This window comes from Mycobacterium sp. M23085, assembly GCF_045343915.1.
In the GTDB taxonomy this organism is placed as follows: Bacteria; Actinomycetota; Actinomycetes; order Mycobacteriales; family Mycobacteriaceae; genus Mycobacterium.
In genome coordinates this window covers 1444645-1462705 of sequence record NZ_CP174280.1, presented here as the reverse complement: position 1 = coordinate 1462705, position 18061 = coordinate 1444645, and the positions used below count along the sequence as shown (strand labels likewise).

Genomic DNA, 18061 nt, shown 5'->3' with positions numbered 1-18061 from the left:
CCAGCTGGATGTGCTACCAGCGGGCCATGGTCAGCCAATCGGTGTGCCCACCCCGCAGCGCTATCGCGACGGTCACCAGGATCGCGAAGGCGCGGGCGAATTGGGCCATGGCACGGCCACTTTCACCCCGCTGTTCCATCTCGCGCAACCCGATGCAGGCCAGGCCGATGCTGATGAGGGGGATGGGCAAACCGATCCAGCTCACCACGCTGAGCGCGAAAGCCGCGACGGCCCAGGGGTTCTTTGGCCGCTCGGACATGCTGTACGTCATGGGCAGGTCGAGGATCATGGGTCGTTCCGTTCGTTCGGGGCCGGCGTGCGGCGGGCGGCTGACAACACCACGTTCGCGCGCCGGGCTCAATGGATTCTTGACGAGTTCTTGCAGCCGGGGGCACGGCGATGACGGCGGCGCTCGACGATCCCACGTTGCGTGCCTGGGCCTATCTGTCTCGGGTGGCCGAGCCACCCTGCGCCGAACTCGCCGCCCTGGTGCAGCGCGTCGGCCCGGTGGAAGCCGCGGAGCGCATCCGGCGCGGGCTGGTCGACGACGACCTGGCCCGGCGCACCGAGGCCCGGCGCGAAATCGACCGATGCGCCGCCGATCTCGAGATGCTCGCCCGGCGCGGCGGAAGGTTGATTACCCCGGACGATGACGAGTGGCCGCTGCTGGCGTTCGCCGCTTTCCGCGGCGGCGCACCGCGACCCGGCGGCGCGCCGCTAATTGCCCCGCTGGTGTTGTGGGCGCAGGGACCCGTGCGGCTCGACGAGGTCGCGCACCGGGCGGCGGCCGTGGTGGGGACGCGCGCTGCGACCGCGTACGGCGAGCAGGTCGCCGGCGAATTGGCGGCCGGCTTGGCACAGCGCGATGTCGCGGTGGTCTCCGGCGGCGCCTACGGCATCGACGGCGCGGCGCACCGCGCCGCCCTGGACTGCGACGGCGTCACGGTGGCCGTGCTGGCCGGCGGGCTCGACGTCCCCTACCCGAGCGGTCATACCGCACTGCTGCACCGCGTCGGCCAGCACGGGCTGTTGTTCACCGAGTACGCGCCCGGCATCCGCCCGGCCCGCCACCGGTTCCTGACCCGCAATCGTCTGGTGGCCGCCGTGGTGGGGGCCGCCGTCGTGGTGGAGGCCGGCCTGCGCAGCGGCGCGGCCAACACCGCCTCCTGGGCGCGGGCGTTGGGGCGAGTGGTGGCCGCCGTGCCCGGACCCATCACGTCCTCGGCATCGGCGGGCTGCCATGCGCTGCTGCGCAACGGCGCCGAGCTGGTCACCCGCGCCGACCACGTCGTCGAGCTCGTCGGCCACATCGGCGAACTGGCGCACGATGAGCCGCATCCGGGGACGCCACTCGACGGCCTCAGCGACGCCGAACGCCGGATCTATGAGGCGCTGCCGGACCGCGGCGCCGCCACCGTCGACGAGATCGCGATCGCCTCGGGAATGGTGCCCGAGCTGGCGCTGGGGCCGCTGGCGATGCTGGAGCTGGCCGGGCTGGTGCAGCGGCACGAGGGGCGGTGGCGCATCGTCCGGGCTCGCCGGGCCGTGCCGGCGCCGCCGCCTCCATGAACGGGATCAGGCGTAGAGCCGCCCGCGGCCCGGGGAAGCGCAACCGACCCAGCTGGTGCACTCTGAAACCTCATGATGGCCCAACTCGCCAATCTTGAATTCAAATTGGGCGCGCAACGGTTCCCGTTTGCTCAGCCGCTTCTGAACCTCAACCGCGCGCCCCTCCGAGTCCAGTAGTTCAATGTCGACGTGCCCTCTTGATCGCTCGCCGTCCGCGGCACTTCGACGAAAATTCCGAGGCCCACCGATACGGTAAAGGGCTCCGGGTGTCCGGCCGGAATGAGGCCCGGATCTGTGCCTCCCGCCGAGACGTACAACAAGTTGTTTTGCGTCTCCGCGTGGTCGCACAAAATTGCCGTCAACGCCATGTCGAGGTCAGGGCCCGGAAAGCCTTACGGCAGTGACTATTTGGCAGCATTGCCTGCCCACTCCGTGCTGGGTTGAATGATGTTGTGAGTCAACGGAGTTCGCTGACTATTCCTCTTCCGTTGCTCGGAAGTCAGTTGCCGATTCGGGGTCAAGGTTGACTGCAGAGGTGGTGACCGGGGCGGGCGGCGCCGCACTGCGCGTTTGGCTCGCTTACCGTGACGCGGCGGAAGATGTTTGAATTCATCGGCTTCCACTGACGTCTCATGCCATCCGGTAGTGCGATGAGGTCGGGCTCGGCGCTTAGCTGGGCCTCTTCGCCGATCAGGACAAAAGCCGAGCCGGCACCGAAGTCCCGGCGGCCGTCGCGTGTTGGCGGTTCACCGAACGTCCGCCCCCGGCCACTTGGCGATACCGGTTCGATTCCCGAGGCCAGTCCATAAAACAAACGACGGTTGACGAGCCAGCCAAATTTTGTTAAAGGTTAGGGAACCTATACTACACGCGCGCAATAGGAGCCATCGAGGTCGAAGTCGAACCGGCGCAGTTGCAATCTTCTGACTTTGGGTCGTCACCCAATTAACTCAGTGAGAGAAGGCTATGGACTTTGCCGCGCAGCCCCCAGAAGTCAATTCCGCGCGCATGTACAGCGGCCCTGGGTCAGGGCCGCTTCTGGCGGCCGCGGCTGCTTGGGACGCACTGGCCGCTTCACTGGCCTCCACCGCCAGCGGCTACGCCACGGTGCTATCGGAGCTGACGGGCCAGGCGTGGCTGGGTCCGGCTTCGGTGGCGATGCTGGCTGCGGCGACCCCCTATGTTGAGTGGCTGGCTGCCACTGGCAGTCAGGCCGCGCAGACCGCCGCCCAGGCGTATGCGGCGGCGGCGGCCTACGAGGCGGCGTTTATCGCCACGGTGCCGCCCCCGGCGATCGCCGAGAATCGGGCGCAGCTGGCGGCGTTGGTAGCGACGAATTTCCTGGGCCAGAACACTCCGGCGATCATGGCTACCGAAGCCCTCTACATGGAGATGTGGGCTCAAGACGCCGCGGCCATGTACGGCTATGAGGCTGCTTCGACGGCTGCCAGTACCTTGACGCCGTTCGCCGAGCCTCCCCGCACGACCAACCCTGCCGGGCCGGGGGCTCGCGCGGGCGCGCTGGCGCGGGCCGCCGGTGATTCCACCAGCGCTCGAATCCAACATCTGACGCAACTCAGCTCGCATCCATTCTCACAGCAGCTGGGCTCGCCGACCGCGTCTCAGCAACTGAGCTCGACGACGGCTTCCCAGCAATTGGCCTCGGCCGCGGTGTCTCAGCAGCTCAGTTCGCCTACCGCCACCCAGCAGCTGGCCTCCACGACCGCCTCTCAGCAGTTGACGTCGGCCGCGATGTCTCAGCAGGTCGGTTCGCCTGCCGCCACTCAGCAGTTGGCCTCCACGACGGCGTCCCAGCAGGTCGGTTCCAGCGCGGTGTCGCAGCAGGTCGGTTCGAGCGCGGTGTCGCAGCAGGTTGGTTCGTCCGCTGTCTCGCCGCAGTCGACCTCCACCACGGCCTACCAGGCGGCCGCACCCGCCGCGTCCCACCAGCCGTTGATGACGGCCGCCTCGCAGCAGCTCGGCTCTACCACCGCGTCCCAACAGCTGGCCTCGCCCGCCGTGTCGCAGCAGTCGGCGTCGGCGGCGGTCACTCAGCAGTCGGCGTCGGCGGCGGTGTCGCAGCAGTCCGCATCGACCGCAGTCTCCGAACAGGTCAGCACGACCGCCGCCTCGCAAGGGCTCACCGAAACCCACGTCATCATCAACGGCGTCGATCCGATTGCCCTCTCCGGTGACGTCACCGGCACCACGCATCTCACGGCCGGCAACAGCTACGTCGTCCTCGCCGGCAACACCGTCACCATCGACCCAGGCGCCAGCCTGATCGCCGACTCGGGCAGCACCCTCACCGTGGACGGCACCATCACCATCGACGGCGGAACGCTCGGCTCCGGCGGCACCCTGGTCGACAGCGGCGCCATCACCGTCGCGAACGGCGGGGCCGTAACCATCAACGGCGGAACGCTTCTCGCCGACGGCGGCACTCTTTCCGTCAGCAACGCCTTCACCGTCGCGAGCGGCGGTTCCGTCACCGTCAACAGCGGAGCGGTTGTCGGAGCAGGCGGCAGCATCACAGTCGGCTCCGGCGGCACCCTCACCGACGCCGGCAGCATCACCGTCAGCAGCGGAGGAGTTCTCGGCGCGGGTGGCACCGTGACCGACGGCGGCACGTTGACCGTCAGCGCCGGCGGAGTGCTCGCCGACGGCGGCACCGTGACCGTGAGCTCGGGTGGCACGCTGGCCGACGGTGGCACCGTGACCATCAGCTCCGGAAGCACGTTGACCGTCAGCTCGGGTGGCGCGTTGAGCGACGGCGGCGCCTTGACCATCAGCTCGGGTGGCACGCTGACCGATGGCGGCAGCGTCACCGTCACCGGGGGTGGCCTGCTCACCGACGGCGGCACCCTGACGAACACGGGCGGGACCGTCATTGTCAGCACCGGTGGCGCTGATAGCGGCACGTTGACCGTCGGCTCGGGCGTGACCTTCACCGACAGTGGCACCGTGACCGTCGGTTCGGGTGGCACCCTGACGGACGGCGGGACTGTGTCCGTCGCGGGCAGTGGCACATTGACCGACGGCGGCACGGTGACCGTCGCCAGCGGTGCCACGTTGACGGATTCTGGTGCACTGACCGTCAATTCGGGCGGCGTGTTCACCGATAGCGGCTCGTTCACCGTGGGCGCTGGTGTCACGGTTGCCGATAACGGCACGCTCAACCTCAACAACGCCGTCACCCTCACCGGCAGCGCGATCAACGTGGGCCCCACCGGCGCGCTCAACGTCAATAGCGGCGGCACGCTCGCCACCAGCCTGGGTGGCACCTTGACCGACAGCGGTGCTGTCACCATCAATTCGGGCGGCACCCTGACCGACGGCGGGACGGTGACCGTCACTGGCGGTGGCACCTTGACCGATGGCGGCACCCTGACCAATACGGGTGGGTCCCTGGTGGTCAGTACCGGGGGGAGTGATAGCGGCACCTTGACGGTGGGCTCCGGTGTGACCTTCACCGATAGCGGCACGCTGACCGTCAACACCGGCGGCAACCTGACGGTCAACGGAGCGCTGACCGTGGGTCCGACTGGGACGTTGACCGACGGTGGTGCGGTGACGGTGAATTCGGCTGGGGTGTTGACGGATAGTGGTGCGCTGACGGTCAATTCGGGTGGCACTCTGAGCGATGGCGGCACGGTGAGTGTCGGCTCGGGAGTCACGCTCACCGATAGCGGCACGGTGACGGTGGGCCAGGGCGGTGCTTTGACGGACAGCGGCACGCTGAGCGTGAGCTCGGGTGGCGCCGTGTCGGACAGCGGGACGCTGACAGTTGCCAGTGGTGGGACGTTGACCGATGGTGGTGCGGTCACGGTCAATGCGGGCGGGATGCTGGCGGATAATGGTGCGCTGACGGTCAATTCGGGTGCGGTGTTGACGAACGGTGGTTCGTTGACTGTGGGTTCTGGTGTCACCCTTGTTGATAACGGCACGCTGAATATCAACAGCGGTGCCAGCGTCGCGGGCACGATCGACGTGAGTTCCACCGGTGCGGTGAACGTCAATAGCGGCACGCTGACGGTGGCCAGTGGTGGGACGTTGACCGATGGTGGTGCGGTCACGGTGAATGCGGGTGGCACGTTGACCGATGGCGGGACTGTCACGGTCAGCGGTGGTGCGGTGTTGGGTTCGGGCGGCACCCTGACCGACGGCGGTACGGTCACCGTGGCGAACGGTGGCAGTCTTTCCGTCGACGGCGGATCGGTTCTGGGCTCCGGTGGTCTGCTCACCGACAGTGGCAGTCTCACCGTGGCCAACGGCGGCACTTTGTCCGCCAACGGGGGGTCGGTTGTCGGCTCGGGGGGCACCGTGACGGTCGGCTCCGGTGGCGTGCTCACCGATGGCGGCACCGTCACTGTCAACGGTGGAGGGCTTCTCGGGTCGGGCGGCACCCTGACCGACGGTGGGACTGTGACGGTCAGTGCCGGCGGCACCTTGACCGATGGCGGGACTGTGACGGTCAGCGCCGGCGGCACCCTGACCGACGGCGGGACCATGACCGTGGGCTCCAGCGCCACCTTGACCGACAGCGGCACGCTGACCGTCAGCTCGGGTGGCGCGCTAACCGATAGCGGTGCGATGACCGTTGATTCGGGTGGCGTGTTCACCGATAGCGGTTCGTTCACGATGGGTTCCGGTGTCACGATGGTGGACAACGGCACTCTCAATATCAACAGTGGCGTAACCCTGACCGGCAGCACGATCAACGTGGGTTCCACCGGCGCCCTCAACGTCGATAGTGGTGGCACGCTCACCGTTGGTTCCACCGGCACATTGACCGATGGTGGTGCGGTCACGGTGAATTCGGGCGGGGTGTTGGCGGATAATGGTGCGCTGACGGTGAATTCGGGCGGGGTGTTGACGAACGGTGGTTCGTTGACTGTGGGTTCTGGTGTCACCCTTGTTGATAACGGCACGCTGAATATCAACAGCGGTGCCAGCGTCGCGGGCGCGATCGACGTGAGTTCCACCGGCGCGGTGAACCTCAACAGTGGCACACTGACGGTGGCCAGTGGTGGGACGTTGACCGATGGTGGTGCGGTGACGGTCAATGCGGGTGGGACGTTGACCGATAGCGGGACTGTCACGGTCAACGGCGGTGCGGTGCTGGGTTCGGGCGGCACCCTGACCGATGGCGGCACCGTCACCGTGGCGAACGGTGGCAGTCTTTCCGTCGACGGCGGATCGGTTCTGGGCTCCGGCGGTGTCTTGACGGACAGCGGCACATTGACCGTCGCGAACGGTGGCAGTCTTTCGGTCGGCGGGGGGTCGGTGGTCGGTTCCGGGGGCAGCGTGACCGTGGCTTCGGGGGGAACGCTGACCGACGGCGGCACCGTCACTGTCAACGGTGGAGGGCTTCTCGGGTCGGGCGGCACCCTGACCGACGGTGGGACTGTGACGGTCAGTGCCGGCGGCACCTTGACCGATGGCGGGACTGTGACGGTCAGCGCCGGTGGCACCCTGACCGACGGCGGGACCATGACCGTGGGCTCCAGCGCCACCTTGACCGACAGCGGCACGCTGACCGTCAGCTCGGGTGGCGCGCTAACCGATAGCGGTGCGATGACCGTTGATTCGGGTGGCGTGTTCACCGATAGCGGTTCGTTCACGATGGGTTCCGGTGTCACGATGGTGGACAACGGCACTCTCAATATCAACAGTGGCGTAACCCTGACCGGCAGCACGATCAACGTGGGTTCCACCGGCGCCCTCAACGTCGATAGTGGTGGCACGCTCACCGTTGGTTCCACCGGCACATTGACCGATGGTGGTGCGGTCACGGTGAATTCGGGTGGCGTGTTGACGGATAGTGGTGCGCTGACGGTCAATTCGGGTGGCACCCTGAGTGATGGCGGCACGGTGAGTGTCGGCTCGGGCGTCACGCTCACCGATAGCGGCACGGTGACGGTGGGCGAGGGCGGTGCTTTGACGGACAGCGGCACGCTGAGCGTGAGCTCGGGTGGGGTTGTGTCGGACAGTGGCACGCTGACGGTGGCCAGTGGTGGGACGTTGACCGATGGTGGTGCGGTGACGGTCAATGCGGGTGGGACGTTGACGGACAGCGGGACTGTCACGGTCAACGGCGGTGCGGTGCTGGGTTCGGGTGGCACTCTGACCGATGGCGGCACTGTCACCGTGGCGAACGGTGGCAGTCTTTCCGTCGACGGCGGATCGGTTCTGGGCTCCGGCGGTGTCTTGACGGACAGCGGCACATTGACCGTCGCGAACGGTGGCAGTCTTTCGGTCGACGGGGGATCAGTGGTCGGTTCCGGGGGCAGCGCGACCGTGGCTTCGGGGGGAACGCTGACCGACGGCGGCACCGTCACGGTCAGCGGTGGGGGAATCCTGGGGTCGGGTGGCACCCTGACCGATGGCGGGACTGTGACGGTCAGTGCGGGTGGCACGTTGACCGACGGCGGGACGGTGACGGTCACTGGTGGTGGGGTGCTCACCGATGGCGGTGCTCTGACCAATACGGGTGGGACGGTCGTCGTCAGTACTGGCGGCACCGATAGCGGCACCTTGACGGTGGGCTCCGGTGTGACCTTTACCGATAGTGGCACGCTGACCGTCAACACCGGTGGCGAGGTGACGGTCAACGGAGCGCTGACCGTGGGTCCGACTGGGACGGTGACCGACGGTGGTGCGGTGACGGTGAATTCGGGTGGGGTGTTGACGGATAGTGGTGCGCTGACGGTCAATTCGGGTGGCACTCTGAGCGATGGCGGCACGGTGAGTGTCGGCTCGGGAGTCACGCTCACCGATAGCGGCACGGTGACGGTGGGCCAGGGCGGTGCTTTGACGGACAGCGGCACGCTGAGCGTGAGCTCGGGTGGGGTTGTGTCGGACAGCGGGACGCTGACAGTTGCCAGTGGTGGGACGTTGACCGATGGTGGTGCGGTCACGGTCAATGCGGGCGGGATGCTGGCGGATAATGGTGCGCTGACGGTCAATTCGGGTGCGGTGTTGACGAACGGTGGTTCGTTGACTGTGGGTTCTGGTGTCACCCTTGTTGATAACGGCACGCTGAATATCAACAGCGGTGCCAGCGTCGCGGGCACGATCGACGTGAGTTCCACCGGTGCGGTGAACGTCAATAGCGGCACGCTGACGGTGGCCAGTGGTGGGACGTTGACCGATGGTGGTGCGGTCACGGTGAATGCGGGTGGCACGTTGAGCGATAGCGGGACTGTCACGGTCAGCGGTGGTGCGGTGTTGGGTTCGGGCGGCACCCTGACCGACGGCGGTACGGTCACCGTGGCGAACGGTGGCAGTCTTTCCGTCGACGGCGGATCGGTTCTGGGCTCCGGTGGTCTGCTCACCGACAGTGGCAGTCTCACCGTGGCCAACGGCGGCACTTTGTCCGCCAACGGGGGGTCGGTTGTCGGGTCCGGGGGCACCGTGACGGTCGGCTCCGGTGGCGTGCTCACCGATGGCGGCACCGTCACTGTCAACGGTGGAGGGCTTCTCGGGTCGGGCGGCACCCTGACCGACGGTGGGACTGTGACGGTCAGTGCCGGCGGCACCTTGACCGATGGCGGGACTGTGACGGTCAGCGCCGGTGGCACCCTGACCGACGGCGGGACCATGACCGTGGGCTCCAGCGCCACCTTGACCGACAGCGGCACGCTGACCGTCAGCTCGGGTGGCGCGCTAACCGATAGCGGTGCGATGACCGTTGATTCGGGTGGCGTGTTCACCGATAGCGGTTCGTTCACGATGGGTTCCGGTGTCACGATGGTGGACAACGGCACTCTCAATATCAACAGTGGCGTAACCCTGACCGGCAGCACGATCAACGTGGGTTCCACCGGCGCCCTCAACGTCGATAGTGGTGGCACGCTCACCGTTGGTTCCACCGGCACATTGACCGATGGTGGTGCGGTCACGGTGAATTCGGGTGGCGTGTTGACGGATAGTGGTGCGCTGACGGTCAATTCGGGTGGCACCCTGAGTGATGGCGGCACGGTGAGTGTCGGCTCGGGCGTCACGCTCACCGATAGCGGCACGGTGACGGTGGGCGAGGGCGGTGCTTTGACGGACAGCGGCACGCTGAGCGTGAGCTCGGGTGGGGTTGTGTCGGACAGCGGCACGCTGACGGTGGCCAGTGGTGGGACGTTGACCGATGGTGGTGCGGTGACGGTCAATGCGGGTGGGACGTTGACGGACAGCGGGACTGTCACGGTCAACGGCGGTGCGGTGCTGGGTTCGGGTGGCACCCTGACCGATGGCGGTACGGTCACGGTGACCAACGGTGGCAGTCTTTCGGTGGACGGTGGATCGGTTTTGGGCTCTGGTGGTCTGCTCACCGACAGTGGCAGTCTCACCGTGGCCAACGGCGGCACTTTGTCCGTCGACGGGGGGTCGGTTGTCGGCTCGGGGGGCACCGTGACGGTCGGCTCCGGTGGCGTGCTCACCGATGGCGGCACCGTCACTGTCAACGGTGGAGGGGTTCTCGGGTCGGGTGGCACGCTGACCGATGGTGGGACTGTGACGGTCAGCGCCGGTGGCACGTTGACTGACGGCGGGACGGTGACCGTCACTGGCGGTGGCACCTTGACCGATGGCGGCACCCTGACCAATACGGGTGGGTCCCTGGTGGTCAGTACCGGGGGGAGTGATAGCGGCACCTTGACGGTGGGCTCCGGTGTGACCTTCACCGATAGCGGCACGCTGACCGTCAACACCGGTGGCGAGGTGACGGTTAACGGAGCGCTGACCGTGGGTCCGACTGGGACGGTGACCGACGGTGGTGCGGTGACGGTGAATTCGGCTGGGGTGTTGACGGATAGTGGTGCGCTGACGGTTAATTCGGGTGGCACTCTGACTGATGGCGGCACGGTGAGTGTCGGCTCGGGAGTCACGCTCACCGATAGCGGCACGGTGACGGTGGGCCAGGGCGGTGCTTTGACGGACAGCGGCACGCTGAGCGTGAGCTCGGGTGGGGTTGTGTCGGACAGCGGGACGCTGACGGTGGCCAGTGGTGGGACGTTGACCGATGGTGGTGCGGTCACGGTGAATTCGGGCGGGGTGTTGGCGGATAGCGGTGCGCTGACGGTCAATTCGGGTGGGGTGTTGACGAACGGTGGTTCGTTGACTGTGGGTTCTGGTGTGACCCTTGTTGATAACGGCACGCTGAATATCAACAGCGGTGCCAGCGTCGCGGGCACGGTCGATGTGAGTTCCACCGGTGCGGTGAACGTCAATAGCGGCACGCTGACGGTGGCCAGTGGTGGGACGTTGACGGACGGTGGTGCGGTGACGGTGAATGCGGGTGGGGCGTTGGCCGATAGCGGGACTGTCACGGTCAACGGTGGTGTGGTGCTGGGTTCGGGCGGCACCCTGACCGACGGCGGCACCGTCACCGTGGCGAACGGTGGCAGTCTTTCGGTGGACGGTGGATCGGTTTTGGGCTCTGGTGGTCTGCTCACCGACAGTGGCAGTCTCACTGTGGCCAACGGCGGCACTTTGTCCGTCGACGGGGGGTCGGTTGTCGGCTCCGGTGGCACCGTGACGGTCGGCTCCGGTGGCGTGCTCACCGATGGCGGCACCGTCACTGTCAACGGTGGAGGGGTTCTCGGGTCGGGCGCAACCCTGACCGATGGTGGGACTGTGACGGTCAGTGCCGGCGGCACGTTGACCGACGGCGGCACCGTGACGGTCAGCGCCGGCGGCAGCCTGACCGACGGTGGCACCATGACCGTCGGCTCGGGTGGCATGTTGACCGACGGCGGCGCCGTGACCGTCAACGCCGGCGGCGCGTTGACTGACAGCGGCGCCGTGACTGTTGATGCCGGCGGCACCCTGATGGACAGCGGCACCGTCACCGTCAGCAGCGGCGGCACGTTGACCGATGGTGGCAGCCTGACCGTCGCCAGTGGTGGCGCGTTCACGGATGGCGGTGCGCTGACGGTTAATTCGGGTGGGATGTTGACGGATAGCGGCTCGTTCACGATCGATTCCGGTGTCACCGTAATCGATAACGGCACGCTGAATATCAACAGTGGTGTGAGTCTGACCGGCAGCACGATCGACGTGGGCTCCACCGGCGCCCTCAACGTCGATAGCGGCGGCACGCTCACCGTCGGTGCCACCGGCACGCTGACCGATGCCGGTGCGGTCACCGTTCACTCAGGCGGAGCGTTGACGGATGGCGGCACCGTAACCGTCGGCGGCGGAGGGGTTCTCGGCTCGGGCGGAACCTTGACCGACGGCGGCACTCTGACGATCAGCGCCGGTGGCACCCTGACCGACGGCGGCACGTTGACCGTGGGCTCGGGTGGCACGCTGACCGACGGGGGCGCCCTGACCGTGAGCTCCGGCGGCGCCGTGACCGTCGACACCGGCGGCGCCCTGACGGACAGCGGCGCACTGACCGTCAGCTCGGGTGGCACCCTGACGGACGCCGGGACCGTCACCGTCACCGGGGGCGGGACCCTCACCGACGGCGGCACAGTGACCAACACGGGCGGGGCCATCATCGTCAGTACCGGTGGGACCGACAGCGGCACGTTGACCGTCGGCTCCGGTGGCACCCTCACCGACAGCGGCACGGTTTCTGTGGGTTCGGGTGGCACGCTGACGGACAGCGGGACCGTCACCGTTGCCAGTGGTGGGACGTTGACCGACGGCGGGACTGTGACGGTCACCAGCGGCGGCACATTAGCGGATAGTGGTGCGCTGACCATCAATTCGGGCGGGACGTTAACCGATGGCGGGACGCTCACCGTCGGGTCCGGTGTCACTCTGACAGACGACGGCACGCTCGACATCAACAGCGGCATGAGCCTCAGTGGCACGATCGACGTGGGTTCCACAGGCGCGCTCAACGTGAACAGCGGCGGGACCCTGGCGGTCGGGCAGGGTTCCACGCTCACTGACGGTGGCGCCGTCACGATCAATTCGGGTGGCACGCTGACGGATAGCGGGACTGTCACCGTTGCCAGCGGCGGCACGATGACCGATGGCGGTGCGCTGACGGTTGATTCGGGTGGGTTGTTGACCGACAGTGGCTCGTTGACTGTGGATGCTGGTGTCACGGTGGTGGATAACGGGACGTTGGATGTCAATGGTGGTGCCGGCGTTGCGGGCACGATTGATGTGGGTTCGACGGGTGTGGTGAACGTCAACGGTGGGGGCACGCTGAGTGTCGGTTCCACCGGCGCGTTGACCGATGGTGGTGTGGTGACGGTTAATTCGGGTGGCGTGTTGACCGATGGCGGGACGGTCACGGTCAATGGTGGGTCGGTTCTGGGCTCCGGTGGCACCTTGACGGATAGCGGCACCGTCAGCGTCACGAACGGCGGAAGCATTTCCGTCGATGGAGGTTCGGTCCTCGGGGCGGGCGGAACCCTCACCGACAGCGGCACTCTCACCGTCGCGCACGGTGGTGCTCTGTCCGTTAACGGTGGGTCGGTTCTCGGGTCCGGGGGAACGGTGACGGTGGGATCAGGTGGCACGTTGACCGATGGTGGCTCGGTCACGGTCGGCGGTGGCGGGGTGCTGGGCTCGGGTGGCACCCTGACCGATGGCGGCACCGTGACGGTCAGTGCGGGCGGCACGTTTACCGATGGCGGGACCGTGACGGTCAGTTCGGGGGGCTTGTTGACCGACGGCGGCACCGTGACGGTCAGCTCGGGTGGCACGTTGACCGACAGCGGCACCGTGACGGTTGGTTCCACTGGAGCTTTGACGGACGGCGGGACGGTCACCGTCAACGCCGGTGGCACTTTGGCCGACGGCGGCACTGTCACGATCGATTCGGGTGCCACCCTGGCTGATAGCGGGACGGCGACGGTCAGCTCGGGCGGCACCCTGACTGATGGCGGCACGCTGACCGTCAATGCCGGCGGCACGTTGACGGATAGCGGGACTGTGACTGTCACCAGCGGCGGTACTCTGACCGATAGCGGCGCACTGACCATCAATCCGGGCGGCACGCTGACCGATAGTGGTGCGCTGACGGTCAATTCGGGTGGGACGCTGACCGACGGTGGCACCGTGACAGTCGGCGGCACTCTGACCGACAGCGGCACAATCAACGTGGGCGCCACTGGTGCGGTCAACGTCGATGGCTCCCTCGCAGTCAATGCGGGTGGCACGTTGACCGATGGTGGTGCGATCACCATTCATTCCGGTGGTGCGTTGACCGATGGTGGTGTGGTGACGGTTAATTCGGGTGGCGTGTTGGCCGATGGTGGGACCGTCACGGTCAATGGTGGGTCGGTGCTGGGGTCCGGTGGCACCTTGACGGATAGCGGCACCGTGAGTGTCACGAACGGCGGAATCCTTTCCGTCGATGGAGGTTCGGTCCTCGGGGCGGGCGGGACCCTCACCGACAGCGGCAATCTCACCGTCGCGAACGGCGGTGCCGTCTCGATCAACGGCGGGTCGGTGCTGGGTTCGGGCGGGGCGCTCACTGACACCGGCCATCTCACGGTCGCGAACGGCGGTGCCCTATCCGTGAATGGTGGTTCGGTCGTTGGCTCCGGGGGCACGGTGACGGTGGGGTCGGGTGGCACGTTGACCGATGGTGGTTCGGTCACGATCAGCGGTGGAGGGCTGGTGGGCTCGGGCGGCACCCTGACCGATGGCGGCACCGTGACGGTCAGCACCGGGGGCACCCTGACCGACGGCGGGACCGTGACGGTCAGCTCGGGCGGCTTGTTGACCGACGGCGGGACCGTGACGGTCAGCTCGGGCGCCACCCTGACCGATAGCGGCACCGTGACGGTCAGTGCCGGTGGCACCCTGACCGATAGCGGGACCGTGACGGTCGGCTCGGGTGGCTTGTTGACCGACGGTGGGACCGTGACGGTCAGCTCGGATGGCACGTTGACCGATAGCGGCGCGGTGACGGTCAGCACCGGTGGCATCCTGACCGACAGCGGCACGGTCACCGTCGACGCCGGCGGCACGCTGACCGATGGCGGGACCGTCACTGTCACCAGTGGCGGCAGCATGGCTGACGGCGGCGCCGTGACGGTCAGCTCGGGCGGCACCCTGACCGACGGCGGCACCCTGACTGTCGGCTCGGGCGGAACGTTGACCGACAGCGGAACCGTCACGGTCGGTTCTGGTGGGACGTTAACCGACAGCGGAACGGTGACGGTCGGCGGAAGCTTGACTGACAACGGTGCCGTCGAGGTGACCAACGCCGGCTCGCTGACCATCAATACGGGCGGCACGCTGACCGACAGTGGTGCACTGACGGTGGATTCGGGTGGGACGCTGACCGACGGTGGCACCGTGACGATCGGCGGCAGTCTGACCGACGACGGCACGATCAACGTGGGCGCTACCGGTGCGGTCAACGTCAACATCAACGGTTCGCTCACTGTGAATGCGGGTGGCACGTTGACCGACGGTGGCGCGATCACCATTCATTCCGGCGGCGCGTTGACCGATGGTGGTGTGGTGACGGTTAATTCGGGTGGCGCGTTGACCGATGGCGGGACCGTCACGGTCAATGGTGGGTCGGTTCTGGGCTCCGCTGGCACCTTGACGAATAACGGCACCGTGAGCGTCACGAACGGCGGAACTCTTTCCATCGAGGGAGGTTCGGTGCTGGGGGCTGGCGGGACCCTCACCGACAGTGGCACTCTCACCGTCGCGCACGGTGGTGCTCTGTCCGTCAACGGTGGGTCGGTTCTCGGGTCCGGAGGAACGGTGACGGTGGGATCGGGTGGCACGTTGACCGATGGTGGCTCGGTCACGGTCGGCGGTGGCGGGGTGCTGGGCTCGGGTGGCACCCTGACCGATGGCGGCACCGTGACGGTCAGTGCCGGCGGCACGTTGACCGACGGCGGGACCGTGACGGTCAGTGCCGGTGGCGCTTTGACTGATGGCGGGACCGTGACGGTCAGCTCGGGTGGCACGTTGACCGACAGCGGCGCCGTCACGGTCAGCTCGGGCGGCACCCTGACGGATGGCGGCACGCTGACGGTCAATGCCGGCGGCACGCTGACGGATAGCGGGACTGTCACGGTCGCCAGCGGCGGCACACTGACCGATAGCGGTGCGGTGACCATCAATTCGGGCGGCACGCTGACGGATGGCGGTGTGCTGACGGTCAATTCGGGTGGGGTGTTGACCGACAGTGGCTCGTTGACCGTGGACGCTGGTGTCACGGTGGTGGATAACGGGACGCTGAACGTCAATGGCGGTGCCGGCGTTGCGGGCACGATTGATGTGGGTTCGACGGGTGTGGTGAACGTCAACGGTGGGGGCACGCTGAGTGTCGGTTCCACCGGCGCGTTGACCGATGGTGGTGTGGTGACGGTTAATTCGGGTGGCGTGTTGACCGATGGCGGGACGGTCACGGTCAATGGTGGGTCGGTTCTGGGGTCCGGTGGCGCCTTGACGGACAGCGGCACCGTGAGTGTCACGAACGGCGGAACTCTTTCCGTCGATGGAGGTTCGGTCCTCGGGGCGGGCGGGGTCCTCACCGACAGCGGGCATCTCACCGTCGCGAACGGCGGTGCCGTCTCCATCAATGGTGGGTCGGTGCTGGGTTCGGGCGGCGCGCTCACTGACACTGGCCATCTCACGGTCGCGAACGGCGGTGCTCTCTCCGTCAACGGTGGTTCGGTCGTTGGCTCCGGGGGCACGGTCACGGTGGGGTCGGGTGGCACATTGACCGATGGTGGCTCGGTCACGATCAGCGGTGGAGGGCTGCTGGGCTCGGGTGGCACCCTGACCGATGGCGGCACCGTGACGGTCAGTGCCGGGGGCACCCTGACCGACGGCGGGACCGTGACGGTCAGTGCCGGTGGCGCTTTGACTGATGGCGGAGCGGTGACCGTCAGCTCGGGTGGCACATTGACCGACAGCGGCGCGGTGACGGTCAGCACCGGTGGCATCCTGACCGACGGCGGCACGGTCACCGTCAATGCCGGCGCCACTTTGACCGATGGCGGGACCGTCACGGTCACCAGTGGCGGCACCTTGACCGATAGCGGCACGGTGACCGTCAGCGCGGGCGGCACGCTCACGGACAGCGGCACGTTCGCGGTCAATTCGGGCGCCGCGCTGACCAACGGTGGCACCGTCACCGTCGGCGGCACCCTGGCTGACAGCGGCATGGTCACTGTGAGTTCTGGCAGCACCTTCACCGTCGATGCCGGCGGCGTCCTCCCCATCCTCAATGGTGGAAGCATCACCATCGGCCCCGGCGAGGTCATCACCATCGGCCCCGGCGGAAGTTACACCTCCACCGGTGTGATCGGCCCCGTCACCATCGCTCCCGCTACACCGGTGCCGCCCGTGCCGCCGGCCCCGTCGCCGGTGGTGGTCGGCATCTCTCCGAGCGGGCTTGCCGCCCCGGGCCTGTCGGGCCTCGCGGGGCTCTCCGGAATCCAAGGCCCGCAAGATGATTCGACGTTGGCATCGTGTGGACCGGACGATAGGTCCTGCTGTCGATATGTGGATGCCAATGGAGGTCGGTGCTGTTGGGATCTCGTCGCGTCTGAGGTTGACTGATGGGTCCGGTTCAGGCAGCCGCCGTGGCGGAAAGCGTTGGGCGAGGAAACGACTCGAACGCCAGAGCGCCAGAGCCGGTGCAGTCTCCGGCGGGCGAGGCCGCCGGACGGCGCGGCAAGGCCATCTCGCGCGGGCCGTTATCCGTGCCGCTGAGTTGGTCCACGGCGGCCCCGCGGATCGAGCCGGCGTCGCTGTTGTCCGCTGCTGCCAGCCGTAACGCCACCGCTCGGTCCACCGCAGCAATCCCGATGGCAAGCACGTTCCTCAAGGGACTGATGACAATGCTTGCCGGGCCGGGTGCGGCAACCGCAGCGACCCGTTCACTACCGGACCCCAACAAGAGTCACGGAGAAAACGCCGCGGTTCGTCACGCCGAGACAAGGGTCCGAGACGACGCCTCCCCGGAAGCCGCCAACACCGCCGAACGGACCGCGGGCCCCGTCATCGCCATCCGCATCCTGCAAGGTCAAACCGTCACCCTTCGATATGGCAGCACCATCGCTCTCGCCGAAGGCACCACCATGCTCGTCAACAGCGGCTCCATCACCGTGCAAGGCGCCGGGACTTGCCTAGCCAACGCCCCCGTCACCGTCAACGACGGCAGCACTGTCACCACCCTTGGTAGGTGTTACGCGGGTGGCGCCGTAATCCCGTCCGACACGCGACTACACGCCGGCAGCTATGGCCCGTTCACCCTCACCCAGTACCGCCGCGCCAAGGTCGAGGTCGAGCTGTTCAGCGGCTCGGCCACCATGGGTGCCGGCGCACACGTCGGCGAGGTGATCACCCCCGCACACCGAACCGCCACCGCCACCGTCGGCGCGGAGGGTGCCACCATCACCAACACCGAAGGCACGATCACCGTCACCACCCGGCGGTATCCCCAACTCGGGCACTGCCACGGCATGCCTTCGCCGGCTCACGTGCACCCATAGCCAGGGTTGGGTTTCCGACGCCGGGATGGCCCCATAGTCGGGCCGCGCGCGCGGCGAAAAGC

4 protein-coding genes are annotated in these 18061 nt (G+C 67.4%); 3 read left to right on the top strand and 1 reads right to left on the bottom strand.

Annotated features, from left to right (window positions below):
* Nucleotides 1-13: 13 nt before the first annotated feature.
* Nucleotides 14-289 (bottom strand): DUF4190 domain-containing protein, encoded by a 276-nt coding sequence (locus ACIUM1_RS06400; protein WP_406816396.1) that lies wholly within the window; start codon nt 287-289, stop codon nt 14-16.
* A gap of 110 nt (nt 290-399) precedes the next feature.
* Here ACIUM1_RS06400 and dprA point away from each other — a divergent pair, with 110 nt between their 5' ends.
* The 3 genes from dprA to ACIUM1_RS06385 all read left to right on the top strand — a co-directional run bounded on the left by dprA (nt 400) and on the right by ACIUM1_RS06385 (nt 17999).
* The gene (gene dprA, locus ACIUM1_RS06395; protein WP_406816395.1) at nt 400-1569 is read left to right on the top strand and encodes a DNA-processing protein DprA; all 1170 of its coding nucleotides are present in this window, start codon (nt 400-402) and stop codon (nt 1567-1569) included.
* Nucleotides 1570-2535: 966 nt separating this feature from the next.
* Entirely contained in the window at nt 2536-17064 is a 14529-nt protein-coding gene (locus tag ACIUM1_RS06390) for a PPE domain-containing protein (RefSeq protein ID WP_406816394.1), read from the top strand.
* 77 nt (nt 17065-17141) lie between these two features.
* Entirely contained in the window at nt 17142-17999 is an 858-nt protein-coding gene (locus ACIUM1_RS06385; protein WP_406816393.1) for a hypothetical protein, read from the top strand.
* Nucleotides 18000-18061: the final 62 nt, after the last annotated feature.

Bases quoted from the DNA above. Each gene is read 5' to 3' on its own strand.
- ACIUM1_RS06400 (WP_406816396.1), bottom strand. From the start codon at position 289: ATGATCCTCGACCTGCCCATGACGTACAGCATGTCCGAGCGGCCAAAG.
- dprA (WP_406816395.1), top strand. From the start codon at position 400: ATGACGGCGGCGCTCGACGATCCCACGTTGCGTGCCTGGGCCTATCTG.
- ACIUM1_RS06390 (WP_406816394.1), top strand. From the start codon at position 2,536: ATGGACTTTGCCGCGCAGCCCCCAGAAGTCAATTCCGCGCGCATGTAC.